Origin of the sequence: Bowmanella denitrificans (assembly GCF_039522935.1) — a bacterium.
Lineage (GTDB): Bacteria > Pseudomonadota > Gammaproteobacteria > Enterobacterales > Alteromonadaceae > Bowmanella > Bowmanella denitrificans.
Window position 1 is genome coordinate 402,868 of sequence record NZ_BAAAEI010000023.1, and the last position, 15,696, is coordinate 418,563.

The 15,696-nt window shown below is 52.9% G+C and carries 12 protein-coding genes; 8 read left to right on the forward strand and 4 right to left on the reverse strand.

Annotated elements, in window-relative coordinates; translation table 11 throughout:
• The first annotated feature begins 3 nt into the window (after positions 1 to 3).
• The 7 genes from ABD028_RS19405 to ABD028_RS19435 all read left to right on the forward strand — a co-directional run bounded on the left by ABD028_RS19405 (position 4) and on the right by ABD028_RS19435 (position 7,466).
• Complete coding sequence (locus ABD028_RS19405; protein WP_343847101.1) at positions 4 to 1,983, forward strand: heme lyase CcmF/NrfE family subunit; 1,980 nt, start codon at positions 4 to 6, stop codon at positions 1,981 to 1,983.
• Positions 1,980 to 2,549, forward strand: a complete 570-nt coding sequence (locus ABD028_RS19410; protein ID WP_343847102.1) for a DsbE family thiol:disulfide interchange protein — start codon at positions 1,980 to 1,982, stop codon at positions 2,547 to 2,549. Before ABD028_RS19405 ends, ABD028_RS19410 begins: the two co-directional genes overlap by 4 nt.
• Positions 2,546 to 3,004, forward strand: a complete 459-nt coding sequence (locus tag ABD028_RS19415; protein ID WP_102795913.1) for a cytochrome c-type biogenesis protein — start codon at positions 2,546 to 2,548, stop codon at positions 3,002 to 3,004. The genes ABD028_RS19410 and ABD028_RS19415 overlap by 4 nt, the downstream gene beginning before the upstream one ends.
• 2 nt (positions 3,005 to 3,006) lie before the next feature.
• Positions 3,007 to 4,215, forward strand: a complete 1,209-nt coding sequence (ccmI, locus tag ABD028_RS19420; protein WP_343847165.1) for a c-type cytochrome biogenesis protein CcmI — start codon at positions 3,007 to 3,009, stop codon at positions 4,213 to 4,215.
• Positions 4,215 to 4,997, forward strand: coding sequence for an MlaA family lipoprotein (locus ABD028_RS19425; RefSeq protein ID WP_425542140.1), 783 nt, complete (start codon positions 4,215 to 4,217; stop codon positions 4,995 to 4,997). Before ccmI ends, ABD028_RS19425 begins: the two co-directional genes overlap by 1 nt.
• A gap of 158 nt (positions 4,998 to 5,155) precedes the next feature.
• On the forward strand, positions 5,156 to 6,445 hold the full coding sequence (gene tviB, locus ABD028_RS19430) for a Vi polysaccharide biosynthesis UDP-N-acetylglucosamine C-6 dehydrogenase TviB (protein WP_343847103.1): 1,290 nt from the start codon (positions 5,156 to 5,158) through the stop codon (positions 6,443 to 6,445).
• 1 nt (position 6,446) lies between these two features.
• Entirely contained in the window at positions 6,447 to 7,466 is a 1,020-nt protein-coding gene (locus ABD028_RS19435; RefSeq protein ID WP_343847104.1) for an SDR family oxidoreductase, read from the forward strand.
• A gap of 199 nt (positions 7,467 to 7,665) precedes the next feature.
• Here ABD028_RS19435 and ABD028_RS19440 read toward each other — a convergent pair whose 3' ends face one another.
• Entirely contained in the window at positions 7,666 to 8,394 is a 729-nt protein-coding gene (locus tag ABD028_RS19440; protein WP_343847105.1) for a L,D-transpeptidase family protein, read from the reverse strand.
• A gap of 128 nt (positions 8,395 to 8,522) precedes the next feature.
• On the opposite strand from ABD028_RS19440, the gene alr reads away from it, so the two are divergent.
• Positions 8,523 to 9,605 carry an alanine racemase gene (gene alr / locus ABD028_RS19445; protein WP_343847106.1) on the forward strand — a complete coding sequence of 361 codons (1,083 nt, stop codon included), beginning with the start codon at positions 8,523 to 8,525 and terminating at the stop codon, positions 9,603 to 9,605.
• Between the two features lie 7 nt (positions 9,606 to 9,612).
• Here alr and ABD028_RS19450 read toward each other — a convergent pair whose 3' ends face one another.
• From ABD028_RS19450 to ABD028_RS19460, 3 genes are all read right to left on the reverse strand, one after another.
• Positions 9,613 to 10,944 (reverse strand): DUF3300 domain-containing protein, encoded by a 1,332-nt coding sequence (locus tag ABD028_RS19450; protein WP_343847107.1) that lies wholly within the window; start codon positions 10,942 to 10,944, stop codon positions 9,613 to 9,615.
• 152 nt (positions 10,945 to 11,096) lie between these two features.
• Positions 11,097 to 12,530: an efflux transporter outer membrane subunit gene (locus ABD028_RS19455; protein WP_343847108.1), complete on the reverse strand. Its 1,434-nt coding sequence runs from the start codon at positions 12,528 to 12,530 to the stop codon at positions 11,097 to 11,099.
• Positions 12,523 to 15,696, reverse strand: coding sequence for an efflux RND transporter permease subunit (locus tag ABD028_RS19460; protein WP_343847109.1), 3,174 nt, complete (start codon positions 15,694 to 15,696; stop codon positions 12,523 to 12,525). The genes ABD028_RS19455 and ABD028_RS19460 overlap by 8 nt, the downstream gene beginning before the upstream one ends.

Consider the following 15,696-nt stretch of genomic DNA (forward strand, 5'->3'; position numbering starts at 1 on the left):
CCGATGCTTGCTGAACTGGGACATTTTTCCCTGGTATTGGCCCTGTTGATGGCCATTCTGCTGGCCATTTATCCTATGTGGGGCGCGCAGCGTGGCCAGCCAGTGCTGATGCAGACCGCCAAACCCCTGACCGTGGGATTGTTTCTTTTTACCCTGTTCGCCTATGTGTGCCTGACTCAAAGTTTTATCGACAACGACTTTTCCATTGCCTATGTGGCACATAATTCCAATACCCTGTTGCCCTGGTATTACCGGATGACTGCAGTGTGGGGAGGACATGAAGGGTCGTTCCTGTTGTGGGTGTTGATTTTTGCGCTCTGGGCCGTGGCCGTGGCCGTTTTCAGCCGTGGTATTCCACTGGATATTCTGGCCAGGGTGTTGGCCATTCTGGGCATGGTTGGGGTGGGGTTCTATCTCTACATTCTGCTGGCATCCAATCCTTTTGAACGCTTGCTGCCTTTTTATCCTGTGGATGGGCGGGATCTAAATCCGCTGCTGCAGGATTTTGGCATGATCATCCATCCGCCCCTTTTGTATATGGGGTATGTGGGTTTTTCCGTGGTTTTTGCCTTTGCTATAGCGGCGCTGGTGGCCGGTAAATTGGACGCGACCTGGGCTCGCTGGTCGCGCCCCTGGACCCTGGCAGCCTGGGTGTTTCTAACCTTGGGTATTGCACTTGGCAGCTGGTGGGCCTACAAAGAGCTGGGCTGGGGCGGCTGGTGGTTCTGGGACCCGGTGGAAAATGCCTCGTTTATGCCCTGGTTGGTTGGCACTGCCTTACTACATTCTCTGGCGGTAACCGAGAAGCGCAAGGTGTTTAAATCCTGGACGGTTCTGCTGGCTATCGCGGCGTTTTCACTCAGTTTGTTAGGCACATTCCTGGTGCGCTCGGGTATTTTGGTGTCCGTGCATTCGTTTGCCTCAGACCCTACCCGTGGCCTATTTATTCTCGGCCTGCTGGTGTTGGTTATTGGCGGTTCGTTACTGCTGTATGCGCTGCGTGCACCGCAACTGCGTAGCGCCGGGCGCTATGAACTGCTATCCCGTGAAACCATGCTGATTGGTAATAATATCCTGCTGTGTAGTGCAACCCTGGTGGTGCTGATGGGCACCTTACTGCCCTTGGTACATAAGGAACTGGGGCTTGGGTCTATCAGTATTGGCGCGCCATTTTTTGATCAGATGTTTGTCTACCTGATTGTGCCCTTTGTGCTGCTATTGGTGATGGGGCCGCTGAGTCGCTGGAAAAACCAATCACTGGCTGCCCTGCGTAATCAACTGCTGGCCGGTCTGGGCTTAAGCCTTCTGGCAGTGTTGCTGCTCAATCTGGGCCGGGATGGTCTGTCTTACATGGCCGTACTGGGCATGGGGCTTTCAGTCTGGATAGCTATTGCCACGGTGCAGGAGGTTCGCCAGCGCCTGAGTGCGGTCAATCATGGCTTGGCCGGGCTGAAGGCCCTGACCCCGAGCCACTGGGGAATGGTGCTGGGACATCTGGGATTTGCTGCCACTATTATGGGCATTGCCATGGTCACCAGTTACAGCGTGGAACGCGATGTGCGTATAAGCCCGGGTGAACAGATTGAATTGCAGGGTTATGAATTTCGTTTCCTCGGTGTGGAAGCCCTGACAGGGCCGAACTATACCGGCCACGTGGCCAAGCTTGATGTGTTTGTGGATGGAAAAAAAGTCAGTCATTTACAAGCACAAAAACGTTTTTACACCGTACAACGCAATGTGATGACCGAAGCGGCGGTAGATCCCGGTTTTACCCGCGATTTGTATGTGGCGCTTGGCGAGCAGCTCAGCAATGGCGATTGGGCCTTGCGGGTCTATGTAAAACCCTATATCCGCTGGATCTGGGGAGGCGCAGCCATTATGGCCCTTGGCGGGCTGCTGTCGATGAGCGATAAACGCTATCGCATGGCCAGGTTGGTCAAAGCATCCGAGCCTGTATCAAAGCTGGCAGGAGAGTCGGTATGAAACGCATCGGTTTGTTTTTACTGCCGCTAGGCTTGTTCCTGTTGATTACGCTGTTTTTGTTGCAGGGGTTGTTTTCCAATCCCCGTGATATCGAGTCCAGTCTGCTGGATAAACCTGTGCCAAGCTTTAGCCTGCCAGATGTGATGGACGCTTCGGTACAGTATGGGCCCGAAGTGTTTCAAGACCAGGTAACCTTATTAAATGTATGGGGAACCTGGTGTGTAACCTGTGCGGTGGAATTGCCGTTTCTGACTCAGCTACGGGAGCAGGGAGTGCGTATTGTCGGCCTGTATTATGAGCAGGAACTGGACCCGGATTTTGGCGGTAAAACCATTCAGCAGATCCGTGCCGATATAGATAAAACCGTATCGCAACTGGGGAATCCTTACGTTTTCAATATTTTTGATCACAGCCGTGATACCTCAATGGACTTTGGTGTCACCGGTGCCCCTGAAACCTTCCTGATTGATCAACAAGGCCGGGTCAGGTTGCATCATGTAGGCGACCTGAACGAGCGGGTCTGGCAAAACAAATTTCTGCCGCTTTATCAGGAGTTGTCGCAATGAAAAGGCTGTTAGTGGCCCTTTGTGCCTTGCTGAGTGTGTCGGTGTTTTCGGCAGAGGAAGTTTATGAGTTTGCCAGTGACAAACAACGTCAGCAGTTCAAACAATTAACCGAAGAGCTGCGCTGCCCCAAGTGCCAGAATCAGAACATAGCTGACTCTGATGCCTTGGTGGCTCAGGATCTTAAGCGAAAGGTCTACCAGCTTTTGCAACAAGGCAAGAGCCATGACGAAATTGTGGCCTATATGAAAGACAGATACGGCGATTTCGTTTATTACCAACCACCGCTGAATCCGGCGACCGCCTTGTTGTGGCTGGGGCCGCTGTTGTTTGTGGGTGGGGCAGTGTTGCTGGTGGTGATACGTCGCCGTGGTCGTGCCACACAGCTGGATCAGGAGCTGCTGGCTGAAGCCGAAAAAATGCTGGAAAGTCGCCAGGCACAGGAGAATAAGCAGTGACAATGTTCTGGTTTGGTTTGTTGTTAATGTCAGTGCTGGCTGTTCTGCTGATTGGCTGGCCCTGGCTGGGCAGACGGTTCATACGCCCCGTGGATGGTAAGCAACTGAATGTGGCGCTGACACGTCAACGTTTGGATGAATTACACAGAGAAGTCAATGAAGGCTTGATAGAGAGCCAGGATCTGCACAAGGCTGAGCAGGAATTGAAGTTGGCCCTTGCCATGGAACAAGGCCAGGACGCACGCATTGTCAGCGGTTCTTCGCGCTGGGTGTTGCTGGCTGGTTTAAGCCTGGCCCTGATGGTGAGTGCATACAGCTACTGGCACGCCAATGAGCTGGATGCATTACATGACTGGCAGGCCGCCAATGCCCAATTAGCTGATTTGGGCCGGCGTGTGGTGGTAGAGGCAGATCCCAGTGTCACGGTGGAAGAGCTGCAACGGTTTGCTTTGGCGCTGCGCACCAAGCTACACGCCGACCCACAGGCGCCGGAAGGCTGGTTATTGCTGGGGCGTTTGTATGCCAGCCTGAATCGACTGGACAGTGCCATTGAAGCGTACGAAAAGTCCTTAAGTCAGGCCCCTGACCGCAGTGGCACCCTGCTTAGCCTTAGTCAGGCGTTGGTGATGATTGGCAGTGAGGAGAGTCTGACGCGGGCGAAACAACTTTTGACAAAACTGCAATTGCAGGAACCTGATAATCAAAGCAGTCTTGGGTTGCTGGCGATTACCGCGACCCAGTTGGGAGACCAACCGTTAGCGCTAAAAAGCTGGACGGCGCTAAAATCGCTATTACCGGTCGAGGATCCCATGCAGGCGTCAATTCAGCAGCGCATTGATGAATTGTCAGGCGTGCAGGGGACCAGCTTAAAAATTAAGGTTGGCATCAGTGAGGCGCTGCGCGCGCATCTGCCAAATGACGGTTATCTGATTGTGTTTGCCCGCAGTCAGGATAGCAACATGAAAATGCCCGCAGCGGTGATTCGCCAGCCTTTGACCAGCTTGCCTCTGGAGATTGAGCTGTCGGATGCTAATGCCATGTTGCCGAACTACAATTTGTCCAGTTTGCAGCAGGCCCAGGTAGTAGCAAGAATTTCCCAGGACGCTGATGTGCAGAGCGCACCCGGCGAATTACAGGGGGAAATCAATCTGGCCCTCAGTAAAGGGCAGATGCTGCAAATCGAAATTACCATTGATAAGGAACTAAATTGATGATGTCCAAATCCTGCCAACTGGGCCTTTGCTTGCTGCTTCCGGCATTATTGCTGGGGGGCTGTGCATCCAAAGGGCCAGTGGAACAGGCGCAACAAAGTAACCAGGTGACAGGCGATCCACGCGATCCACTCGAATCGTTTAACCGTGCCATGTGGACCTTTAACTGGGATTATCTGGATACTTATGTGGCCAGGCCCGTGGCTGTGGTGTATCGCGACTATATGCCGGGTTTCGCCCGCACAGGGCTGCATAACGCCGCTTCAAACCTGGAAGAACCGGCTAACTCGGTTAACAACCTGCTGCAGGGTAAAGTGGGCGATTCCATGGTAAGTCTGGGACGTTTTTTAGTGAACTCCACCGTAGGCTTGCTGGGTACCATTGATGTAGCCGAGGGAATTGGTATGCAGCGCAAGTCGGAAGAATTCGGTGAAGTACTGGGCGTTTGGGGTGTCGGTAGTGGTCCTTACGTGATGTTGCCGGTGTTGGGGGCTAACGATGTACGTGGTGGCGTGGGCGATTTTGTTGATTCTGCTTATTGGCCTATGGATGCGTTGAGCTTTCCGGTTAGCCTGTTCCGCTGGGGAATTGATGCCATGGAAACCCGTATCCGCTTGATGGATCAGGAGCAGTTGATCGATGGCGCCGTGGACCCCTACGCCATGGTCAAAGATATCTATTTCCAGAATGTTGAATTTAAAGTTAAAGATGGCAAGGTCGAGCAAAGCAAGGAAGAACAAAAGCTGGATGATGATATTGATGCTTACTTAGATCAGCTTTAACCCTGTGGGTCGGGATGTATCCCGACCTGATACTTAGGGCTGTTTAACTTTTAAGTATAAATTTTTGACCAGACGACAAAAATTTGGCGATGACCGTTGACTTAAAATCAATATCCAGCACCATATCCCCCATTATCAGGAATTAACAGGATAACGCTATGGAGCATCAATTACCGGATATTCAGTCCATTAAGCTGGCTGTCATTGGACTGGGATATGTCGGCTTACCACTGGCAGCGGAGTTTGGCAAAAAGAGAGCCGTTATTGGCTTTGATATTAACACCAAACGTATTCAGGAATTGCAAAGTGGCGTGGACTTTACCCTGGAAGTCAGCAAAGAAGAACTGGCGGAATCCAGGCATCTTTCTTTTACCTGTGAACTTGAGGACCTGCGCCAGGCAAATGTCTTTATAGTTACAGTGCCAACCCCTATTGATGGGTTTAAACGTCCGGATTTAACTCCCCTGATTCGCGCCAGTGAAACCATTGGCAAGGTGTTAAAGCAAGGCGATATCGTTATTTACGAGTCCACTGTTTATCCCGGGGCCACCGAAGAAGATTGTGTGCCGGTGTTGGAGCGGGTTTCCGGTCTTAAATTTAATCAGGATTTCTTTGCCGGTTACAGTCCGGAGCGCATCAACCCCGGTGATAAAGAGCACCGGGTGTCCACTATTAAAAAGGTCACCTCTGGCTCTACGCCTGAAGTGGGGGAGTTGGTGGACAGCATCTATCGCGAGATTATTACTGCCGGTACTCACTTGGCCAGTTCCATTAAAGTGGCTGAAGCGGCCAAGGTCATTGAAAATACCCAGCGGGATGTGAATATCGCTCTTATCAATGAGCTGGCGATTATCTTTAATCGTCTGAATATTGATACCCTTGAAGTCCTTGAGGCGGCAGGTACTAAGTGGAACTTCCTGCCATTCAGGCCCGGCCTGGTGGGTGGCCACTGTATCGGTGTTGATCCATATTATCTGACCCACAAGGCACAAGCCATTGGTTATCATCCTGAGATGATTCTGGCAGGGCGTCGTCTTAACGACGGCATGGGCCAGTATGTGGTATCTGAGCTGGTTAAGACCATGATCCAAAAAGGTATTCAGGTGCAGGGTGCCAGAGTTTTGCTGTTAGGACTGACCTTTAAAGAGAACTGCCCTGACCTGCGCAATACCCGGGTGGTGGATATTGTTGCTGAGTTGCAGGAGTACGGGGTTAAGGTGGATATCCATGATCCCTGGGCTTCGCCTGAAGAAGCCATGCATGAATATGGCCTGGAACTTAAAGCCGAGCCGGACAATGGTGCCTATGATGCGGTTATTCTGGCTGTGGCACATAAACAGTTCAGAGACTGGGACGGGGCAAAACTCGATTCGCTGTGCAAAGCGCGGCGCGTGGTATATGACCTGAAATATGCATTGGATAAAAACTTAACGGATATGAGGCTGTAAAATGGATAAGTTTTCCCTGTTGCTGGCTGACCTTAAAGCGAATCCGCAAACCTGGCTGGTAACGGGCGTAGCAGGCTTTATTGGCTCCAATTTGCTGGAAGCACTGCTAAAGGCTAATCAGAAGGTGGTGGGGTTGGATAACTTTGCCACTGGTCATCAACGTAATCTTGATGAGGTACAGGAGGTTGTCGGCCCATCCCGCTGGCAGAATTTCCGCTTTATTCAGGGTGATATTCGTGACAAAAGCTTGTGTGAAGAAGCGGTAAAAGGCGTGGACAGGGTACTGCATCAGGCAGCGCTTGGTTCCGTGCCGCGTTCACTTAACGATCCAATCACCAGTAATGAAGTTAATATCAGCGGTTTTCTGAATATGCTGGTGGCGGCCAAAGATGCCGGGGTTAAAGCCTTTGTCTACGCAGCTTCCAGCTCCACTTATGGTGACCATCCAGCCTTACCTAAAGTAGAAGAGAATATTGGCAAGCCCTTATCACCTTACGCGGTGACCAAGTATGTGAATGAGCTGTATGCCGATGTGTTTGATCGTGCATATGGCTTTAAAGCCGTGGGCCTGCGTTATTTCAATGTATTTGGCAGACGTCAGGACCCAGATGGCGCCTACGCGGCGGTGATCCCTAAATGGACTGCTGCCATGAAGCGCGGCGAAGAGGTGTTTGTCAATGGCGACGGCGAAACCAGCCGGGACTTTTGCTATATCGACAATGTGATCCAGGCCAATCTGCTGGCGGCGACAACGGCGCTAGACAAGAACGAAGTGTTTAATGTGGCGGTGGGTGACCGAACGACCCTGAACCAGCTATTCCAGGCGATTAAGGAAGCGCTGCAGGAACAGGGAGTCGGCTACAGTAAAAAGCCGGTGTACCGTGATTTTCGCGCTGGTGATGTGCGTCATTCCCAGGCGGACGTCAGCAAAGCGGAAACGCTATTGGGCTATGCGCCACAATACCGGATCTTTGATGGCATCAGCCTGACCATGCCCTGGTATGTGGCGAATGTAGGTTAGAGGGCAGATTATCTGCCCCCTTGCTTTATACTTGCGCACACTGTTCCAGCCGGTTTGCAGCAGAGTTTAACCTGTTCACCTGTCATATTGTTGCCCAGCTGCCGTAGGTCGGAATTCATTCCGACAATCAAACAAGGGCGAAGCCCAAAGACTAGGACTTTCAGCCCATAGTTTGTATCTGTGGGAAGACAAAACGCATCTAAGGCAAGGCCCATTCACTGCGCAGGCGTTGATATTCAGCCTCAGGTAGCAATAATAAAGCGGGGTGCTTATCTGCCTCCAGCCAGCTCAGTAATTTATCCATCACCTCGGCGGGCATAGCGGTGCAACCAGCTGTGGGTTTGTCGCTCGCACGCCATAAATGCATAAAGATACAACTACCGGCGCCAGAGATATTTTGTCCATTGTGCTCTACCACTATGCCCTTGCTGTATAGGTTGTCTCCATAGTGCAGATCCCGGCGCATGCCCTCTGACGAGCCCTCAATCGCCTGCTTACCCACTTCCTGGCTGTCGACAATCTGGTTGTAATACGGGGAACCTTTAACGTCCATACAGTAGTGGCTGGCCTGCATCTGCTGGTAGGGAATATGCAGATTTTGCAGTGCCTCATAACCAAAAGCTGTGGTCAGCCGAAATAATCCCGCCGGGGCCTTACCATCGCCTTCTTGCTTTTGCTGGCCTTGTTGTTCTGGGTGCAGGCCTATTCCCCAGGCCATACCTGTGCGGCCGATGGTAACGGGGCTGTGCAGATCCGTGCGCTGCCATTTGCCCTGTGTCTTTTGGTACACCTGCATTTTGCCCTGATTGGCACGCCAGTCTGCCGTAGTGACAACCACCAGTTGCTGTATATTGTCCGGCACTTGCCAACCGGCCTGAGCCAACTGACAGACAAACAAGGCCAGCAGTGAAATAAGCTTATGTTTCATGGTAATCTGCCCGATTGCATGATCAGAGATGTCTTGATAATAGAGCATCTTGGTCTGTGAATAAAATATTTAAATTTAATTCATTTTTGGTAAATTAATATTCCTTTTGTTCCTGAGCCTTAATCATCATGCATTATCGACCTACCCGAGCCCGTATCAATCTGCCGGCAATATTGCATAACTATCGGCAGGCCAGCCATTTGGCGCCTAAGGCCCGGCAGGTGGCAGTGATTAAGGCTGATGCATATGGTCATGGGGCGGTAGAAGTGGCGAAATACCTGGCACCCCATGTGCCGGCTTTTGCTGTGGCCTTTATCGATGAAGCGCTGCTATTACGCAGCGCTGGTATTCAAAAACCAGTATTGATTCTTGAAGGCGTCAACAGCGCAGAAGAATTAAAGCTCGCTCAGCAATCTGACCTTTGGCCCATGTTACACAGCGCCAATCAGGTCGATGGGCTGCTTAAATCTGATGGGCTGGATGATTTGCAATGCTGGCTGAAAGTAGATACTGGCATGCACAGGCTAGGTCTGAATCCGGTGGAGGCACAAAGCTGGGCGGATAAGCTTGGCCGCAAACTGAACAAAAAGCCGGTGCTGGCCAGCCATTTTTCCTGTGCCGAGGAATTTCATTCCGAAACGAACAAACATCAGATGCAGCAGTTGTTCGCTCTGGCGGCTCATCTGGACTGTGAAGTCAGTCTGGCTAACAGCGCAGCACTGTATACTTTGCCGGGGGCGGCGGTAGGCTGGAATCGCCCTGGTATTATGTTATATGGCTGTTCGCCCATTCCCGGTAAGACAGCGGCAGAAATGGGGCTGCAGGTGGCCATGCAGGTCACCAGCCAGATTATTGCGCTTCGCGATATCGAGGCTGGTGAAACGGTGGGCTATAACGGCCGTTGGCAGGCCAGCCAGAAAAGTCGTATCGCCACCCTGGCTATTGGCTACGCTGATGGCTACCCGCGTCTGACCAACAGCAGTAGCGAGGTTTATTTACATGGTCAGCGCGCACAGGTAGTGGGCACCGTTTCCATGGATATGTTAGCCGTGGATGTCAGCCATCTGCCCCAGGCAGCCATAGGTGATGAAGTGGAAATTTGGGGGCAGCATATTCCCGTCACGGAAGTCGCCGGGCATGCTAATACCATCGGCTATGAATTGCTGACCCGCATCAATCAGCGCATGCCCAGAATTTACCAGCATGATTAGGGGCTATTTATCTTTGCTGCTTAGGCTCCCGGTGTGAATGTCGTAAGGTGTTAGCGGGTTTGTCTTGTCTTGGCGTCGTTTCACGCCTGGCTTGATGTTGCCGCTGTACTGAATGGCTTTTCACCTGGGTATGTTGCTGGCGCTGAACGGTGCGACTTTGTTCAGGAACCCGGCGCGGTTGTACCTGAGGGCGAAGCGCCTGCCGGTTAGCCAAATCGTTTTGCTGGTTTCTGTATCTGCGCTCGTCCACTTGCCTATTGTTGTGTTGTTGGCGGGGTCTTTGCTGGTACTGAATCACCTGATTGCTGTGTGACTGGCGCTGCGATTCCACTGAGCGGCTATGATGTTGCTGTAACTGTGCAGCATTTGGCTGCTCACGGCTCACCACCCTGACCCTGTCTTGTTTGAATCTGGGCTCTGAACGTACCCGGTTGACATGCACGGTACCGCCCACCTGACCATTTTCCCGGTTATAGGTGACCTGACGGTAAGCCCGCGGCTTGTGATAGCGTACACCACGCCGATGATGCAGGTTGTGCTGCCAGCGTCTGGCATCATATCTGTACCAATAATGGCTGGGATAATGATAGGGGCGGTGGTGGAAGTTGTCATAGTTCACTACGATATGCCGGTTATGCCAGTGAAAGGCACTGAAGTAAAAGCTGGGACGCACCACCACACTATGGCCCCAGTGAATGCCTACCGACAACCCGGATTGCGGCCAATACACCGGAGGGCGATGCCACCACCAGTCGCCGTATACAATGCGACTGTCATAGTAAGGCACATACACCACTTCACGTTTAATGGTCTCAACCCGGATAACCTGTGGCTCTTCTTCTACCACCACATGTTCATTACTGGTCAGATTGCCCTGACTGTAGGCTTGACGGCGCAGATATTGGATCCTGGCCAGTACCTGTTCTTCATCGGCCAGATTGGCTTCGCCAAGATCCCGGGTCCAGTCCAGATCCTCACTCATTCGCGTTAGTAATTCAGTAAAAGGCAGTAGTGCTTTGACACTGGGATCCCAGTCCTTATCTTCGCTGGCTTCCAGCACTTCATCGGCATCCAGATCCAGATGTTGTGCCCGCCAGCGTGCTGCTTCGACAATTTCCAATGGGTAACTGGCGGCGATCAGAATATGTGACAGCAGGGTATCTGGATATAAGGCGACAGGCGCCAGCAAGGTATCCAGCTCCTCGTCATCCAGGGGTTCCTGAATCTCGACTTCATCAATAGTGGGAGTTTGGGCATTTACCACTGATACCAGTGCAAAACTGAGTAACAATAGCAACACCAGACGTAAGTGGGCTTTCCAGTAAGGAAGGACAAGCATAACTTGCCTCCGGTAAGTAACCTTATATTGGGTTATAGGCGCCCGGCACTTAACCTCAACTGAATCGCAGGTGAACTTCAGGAAAAAATGAGGCAGCCCGGCTTTTGGCCTGGCTGGAGGACAGTTGTCGCTGCCGGGTGCCTCAAAGGGGATCAGCCCGCTGACCGATTAGCCAGCAGGGGATGGGCGGCATCAGGAGTCAGCCTGCCACCAAAGGCGCGATAGACTTCACTTAAGGCCACAAAGGTACGGTTTTGCGCCTGCACCAGATTGTCCCTGGCCGCCAATAAAGTACGTTCGCTGTCTAGCAGGTCCAGTAACTCAATGGCGCCGGCGTCGTATTGCAGTTGCGCCAGTTCCAGTGCCTGCTGACTGGCTAGCACCTGTGCTTCAAGCAAATGGGTTTGCTGCTGGCTCTTGCTGTAGTCGCTCAGAGCCGATTGTGCATCCGCCACAGCACCCAGCCATTGGCCTTGCAAATTGGCCAGCGCCTCACGCTCCCTGGCATTGGCAATGTCTATTTGCGCCTGTACGGAGGACAAATCCAATCCGGGCCAGCTTAGACTGGGGGCCAGACTCCAGGCCCGGGTCTGACTGTCAGGACTGGTGCCGCCCAGCGACAGATAACCCAGAAAGCCGTTAACCGACAGCTCCGGATATTGGGCCGCCTGTGCCACGCCAATCCTGGCTGTCGCGGATGCCAGCCGGCGTTCAGCCAATTGCACATCCGGGCGTTGTCGCAACAGTTCCTGAGGCTGTTCAATGGCAACCGGCTTATTCAACTGGGGTAGATCGCTGTCCAGCCATTGCCAGTCGGTCAGTTTTTGCCGGCCGCCAGCCAGGGCCAGCAAGCTGTTTCGACTGCGCTCGGCCTGCGCTTGCAGGGCCGGAATACTGGCCTCTACGCCTTTAACCTGGGCATCGATACGCAGCAAATCCAGCTGTGACGCATAGCCTGACTCTAACCTGGCCTGAATAATAGTTCGGGTCCTGGCCAGGCTTTGCAGATTGCGTTTGGCAACGGCAACCCTGGCACTTAGCGCCTGACTGGTGGCATATTGATTGGCCACCTGACTGAGCAGGTTAATCCGGATGTCACGCCAGGCCTGTTCACTGGCTTTGGCATCGGCCTCGGCGGCTTCAGTGGCGCGGCGCAATTTACCAAACAGATCCACTGTCCAGTTCAGTTGTGCTCCCAAACGGAATGAGCGGCTATGTACCCGCTGGTCTCCCATTCCGGGTGCTAACTGATTCTGGGCCTGGTGGACGGCCTGGATATCACCGCTTGGCAGAATGTCGTTACTGATATCCATAAATTGCGCATAAGCAGCGTCCACATTGGCCCTGGCCGCGGCCAGGGACGGGTTGTTCTTTAAAGTGGCTTCAATCAGTTGGTTAAGTTGGGGATCATCGAACTGACGCCACCATAAGGGGTCCTGGCTGACCCCTGACTGCACATTGGCAGTCAGGTCGGTCAGTTCTGTGGCGATTAATTCCGGCGCCCGGTAATCCGGCCCCACGGCACAGGCGCTGAGCACCGCCACGGCTAACGCAGCCAGCGGCATTTTGATAAGTGAATTAGTCATGGGCCAATGCTCCCTGAGCAGTTACGGTTTGTGCTTGTTGTTTAGCCTTGCGGTTTCTCAACAGGTGGTAGAACACCGGGGTCAGGATCAGGCCGAAGATGGTGACACCAATCATGCCGGAGAATACCGCCACACCCATGGCCTGGCGCATTTCCGCACCGGCGCCGGATGACAACACCATAGGCACCACACCCATAATAAAGGCAATTGAAGTCATCAGAATGGGACGCAGACGCAGGCGACTGGCTTCCTTGATGGCTTCCATGGTACTCAGGCCTTTATCTTCCAGTTCTTTGGCAAACTCGACGATCAGTATGGCGTTTTTGGTGGCAAGCCCCACCAGCACGATAAAGCCTATCTGGGTGAAGATATTGTTGTCACCACCATAGATAATCACCCCGGTCATGGCTGACAGCAATGTCATCGGCACAATCAGAATAATGGCCAGTGGCAGGGTCAGGCTCTCGTATTGCGCAGCCAGTACCAGGAACACCAACAGCACCACCAACGGGAAGACCAGCATGGCGGTATTGCCAGCCAGAATTTGCTGGTAGGTCAGTTCTGTCCACTCGTATGTCATGCCCAGAGGCAAGGTTTCATCCAGAATGCGTTCAATGGCAGCCTTGGCCTGACCTGAGCTGAAGCCGGGGGCGGGAGCACCGTTTACTTCGGCCGTGGGGTAGGCATTGTAGTGCATCACCCGGTCTGGCCCTGCGCCATGGTGAGCGCTTAAGAATGAACCCAGTGGGATCATATGACCATCCTGATTACGTACCTTAAGCTGGGCAATCTGCTCTGGCTCCTGACGGAAACGCTCATCGGCCTGCACATTAACCTGATAGGTACGACCAAACTGGTTAAAGTCATTCACATATACCGAACCCAGATAAGCTTGCATGGTCTGGAACAGGGTATTCATATCCACACCCTGGCTCATGGCTTTAGTGCGGTCCAGTTCCACATCCAGTTGCGGCACATTGACCTGGAAGCTGGAGAAGTTACCGGTTAACTCAGGTGCCGCCCAGGCTTTACCGACGACTTCCTGAGTCACCCGGTACAGTTCTTCAAAACCAAGGCCTGCGCGGTCCTGAATTTGCAGCCTGAAGCCGCCTATGGTGCCCAGACCTTGTACCGGCGGGGGTGGGAAGATGGCGATAAAAGCCCCCTTAATCGCGCCAAATTGTTGGTTTAACTGCGCAGCAATGGCGCCGGCAGACAGCTCAGGGCTGGTCCGCTGATCGAAAGGCTTAAGGGCTGCGAACACAATGCCGCTGCTGGGACTGTTGGTAAAGCCGTTGATATTCAGGCCTGGGAAGGCCACCGCATTTTCCACGCCTGGATGCTGAAGCATAATGTCAGACATTTCACGGATCACCGCTTCGGTTCTGTCCAGAGAGGCAGCATCGGGCAACTGGGCGAAAGACACCAGATACATCTTATCCTGACCCGGTACATAGCCTGTTGGCGTGCTGGAAAACTGCTGATAGGTCAGCGCCATCAGGCCGGCATACAGCACCAGAATAATGCCACTCATGCGCACCAGTTTGCCAACTCCCTGGGTGTAACCCTTGGCGCCGCGGTCAAACAGGCGGTTGAAGGGGCCAAACAGCCAGCCGCCAAACACTTTATCCATACCCCGGGTCAGCCAGTCCTTAGGCGCGTTGTTGCTTTTCAGTAACAGTGCAGACAGGGCCGGGCTCAACGTCAGGGAGTTAATGGCCGAGATCACGGTAGAAATCGTAATGGTCAGGGCGAATTGTTTGTAGAACTGGCCGGTCAGACCCGACATAAAAGCGGTAGGAATAAATACTGCCGCCAGCACCAATGTGGTTGCCACAATGGGGCCTGTGACTTCACGCATGGCCTGCTTAGTCGCTTCCACCGGGCTTAAACCATCGTGAATATTACGTTCAACGTTTTCCACCACGACGATGGCGTCATCCACCACAATACCGATGGCCAGTACCAGTCCAAACAGCGACAGCGCGTTCAGGGAAAAGCCCATCAGGTGCATAATGGCAAAGGTACCCACCAGCGAAATCGGCACGGCCACCAACGGAATGACCGAAGCGCGCCAGGTTTGCAGGAACAGCACCACAACCAATACCACCAACAGGATAGCTTCCAGCAGGGTGTTGATAACGGCTTTGATGGAGCCACGCACAAATACCGTAGGATCATAAACAATCTGATAATCCACCCCTTGTGGGAAGGTCTTTTTCAGTTCGGCCATGGTGGCGCGCACATCGTCAGAAATCTGAATGGCGTTGGAGCCAGGTGCCTGGAATACCGGCAGTGCTACGGCAGGCTGGTTGTTGAGCAGCGAGCGCAGCGCATAGAAGTTGGAGCCCAGTTCAACCCGGCCCACATCGCGGATCCTAGAGATTTGTCCGTTTTCACCTACCTTGATAATAATGTTGGCGAACTCTTCCTCGTCAGCCAGGCGACCTTTAACGTTAATCAATAACTGGAAGTCACTGTTACCAGTGGGCTGAGCGCCCAGACTGCCCGCTGCTGCTTGCTGGTTCTGAGCCCGAATTGCAGCCACCACGTCGCCCGGATTAAGGTTCAGAGCGGCGACTTTTTCGGGATCCAGCCACACGCGCATGCTGTATTCACCGGCACCAAACAGCCTTACATTGCCCACACCTTCAATGCGTGCCAGTTCGTCTTTAACATTCTGGTGAGCGAAGTTGGACAGATACAACATATCGTATCTTTCATCCGGCGAAATCAAGTGCACCACCATGGTCAAATCCGGTGATGACTTCTCCGTCACCACGCCTAAACGCTGTACTTCCTGTGGCAAACGAGGAATGGCGCGGTTAACCCGATTTTGAACCAAAGTTGTGGCGTCATCCGGATCGGTGCCGATGGCAAACGTGATGGTCAGGGTCATACGGCCATCAGAGGTGGCCTGAGAAGACATATACAGCATGTTTTCCACGCCGTTGATTTCCTGCTCAAGCGGTGAGGCCACGGTTTCGGCAATCACTTTGGGATTGGCACCAGGGTAGTTAGCCGTGACCACCACTGTGGGGGGCACAACTTCAGGATACTCGGTAATGGGCAGCTTCCATACTGCCAGGGCGCCGGCGATGAAAATCATCAGCGACAATACCCCGGCAAAAATGGGCCGTTGAATAAAAAATTGCGAGAAATTCAT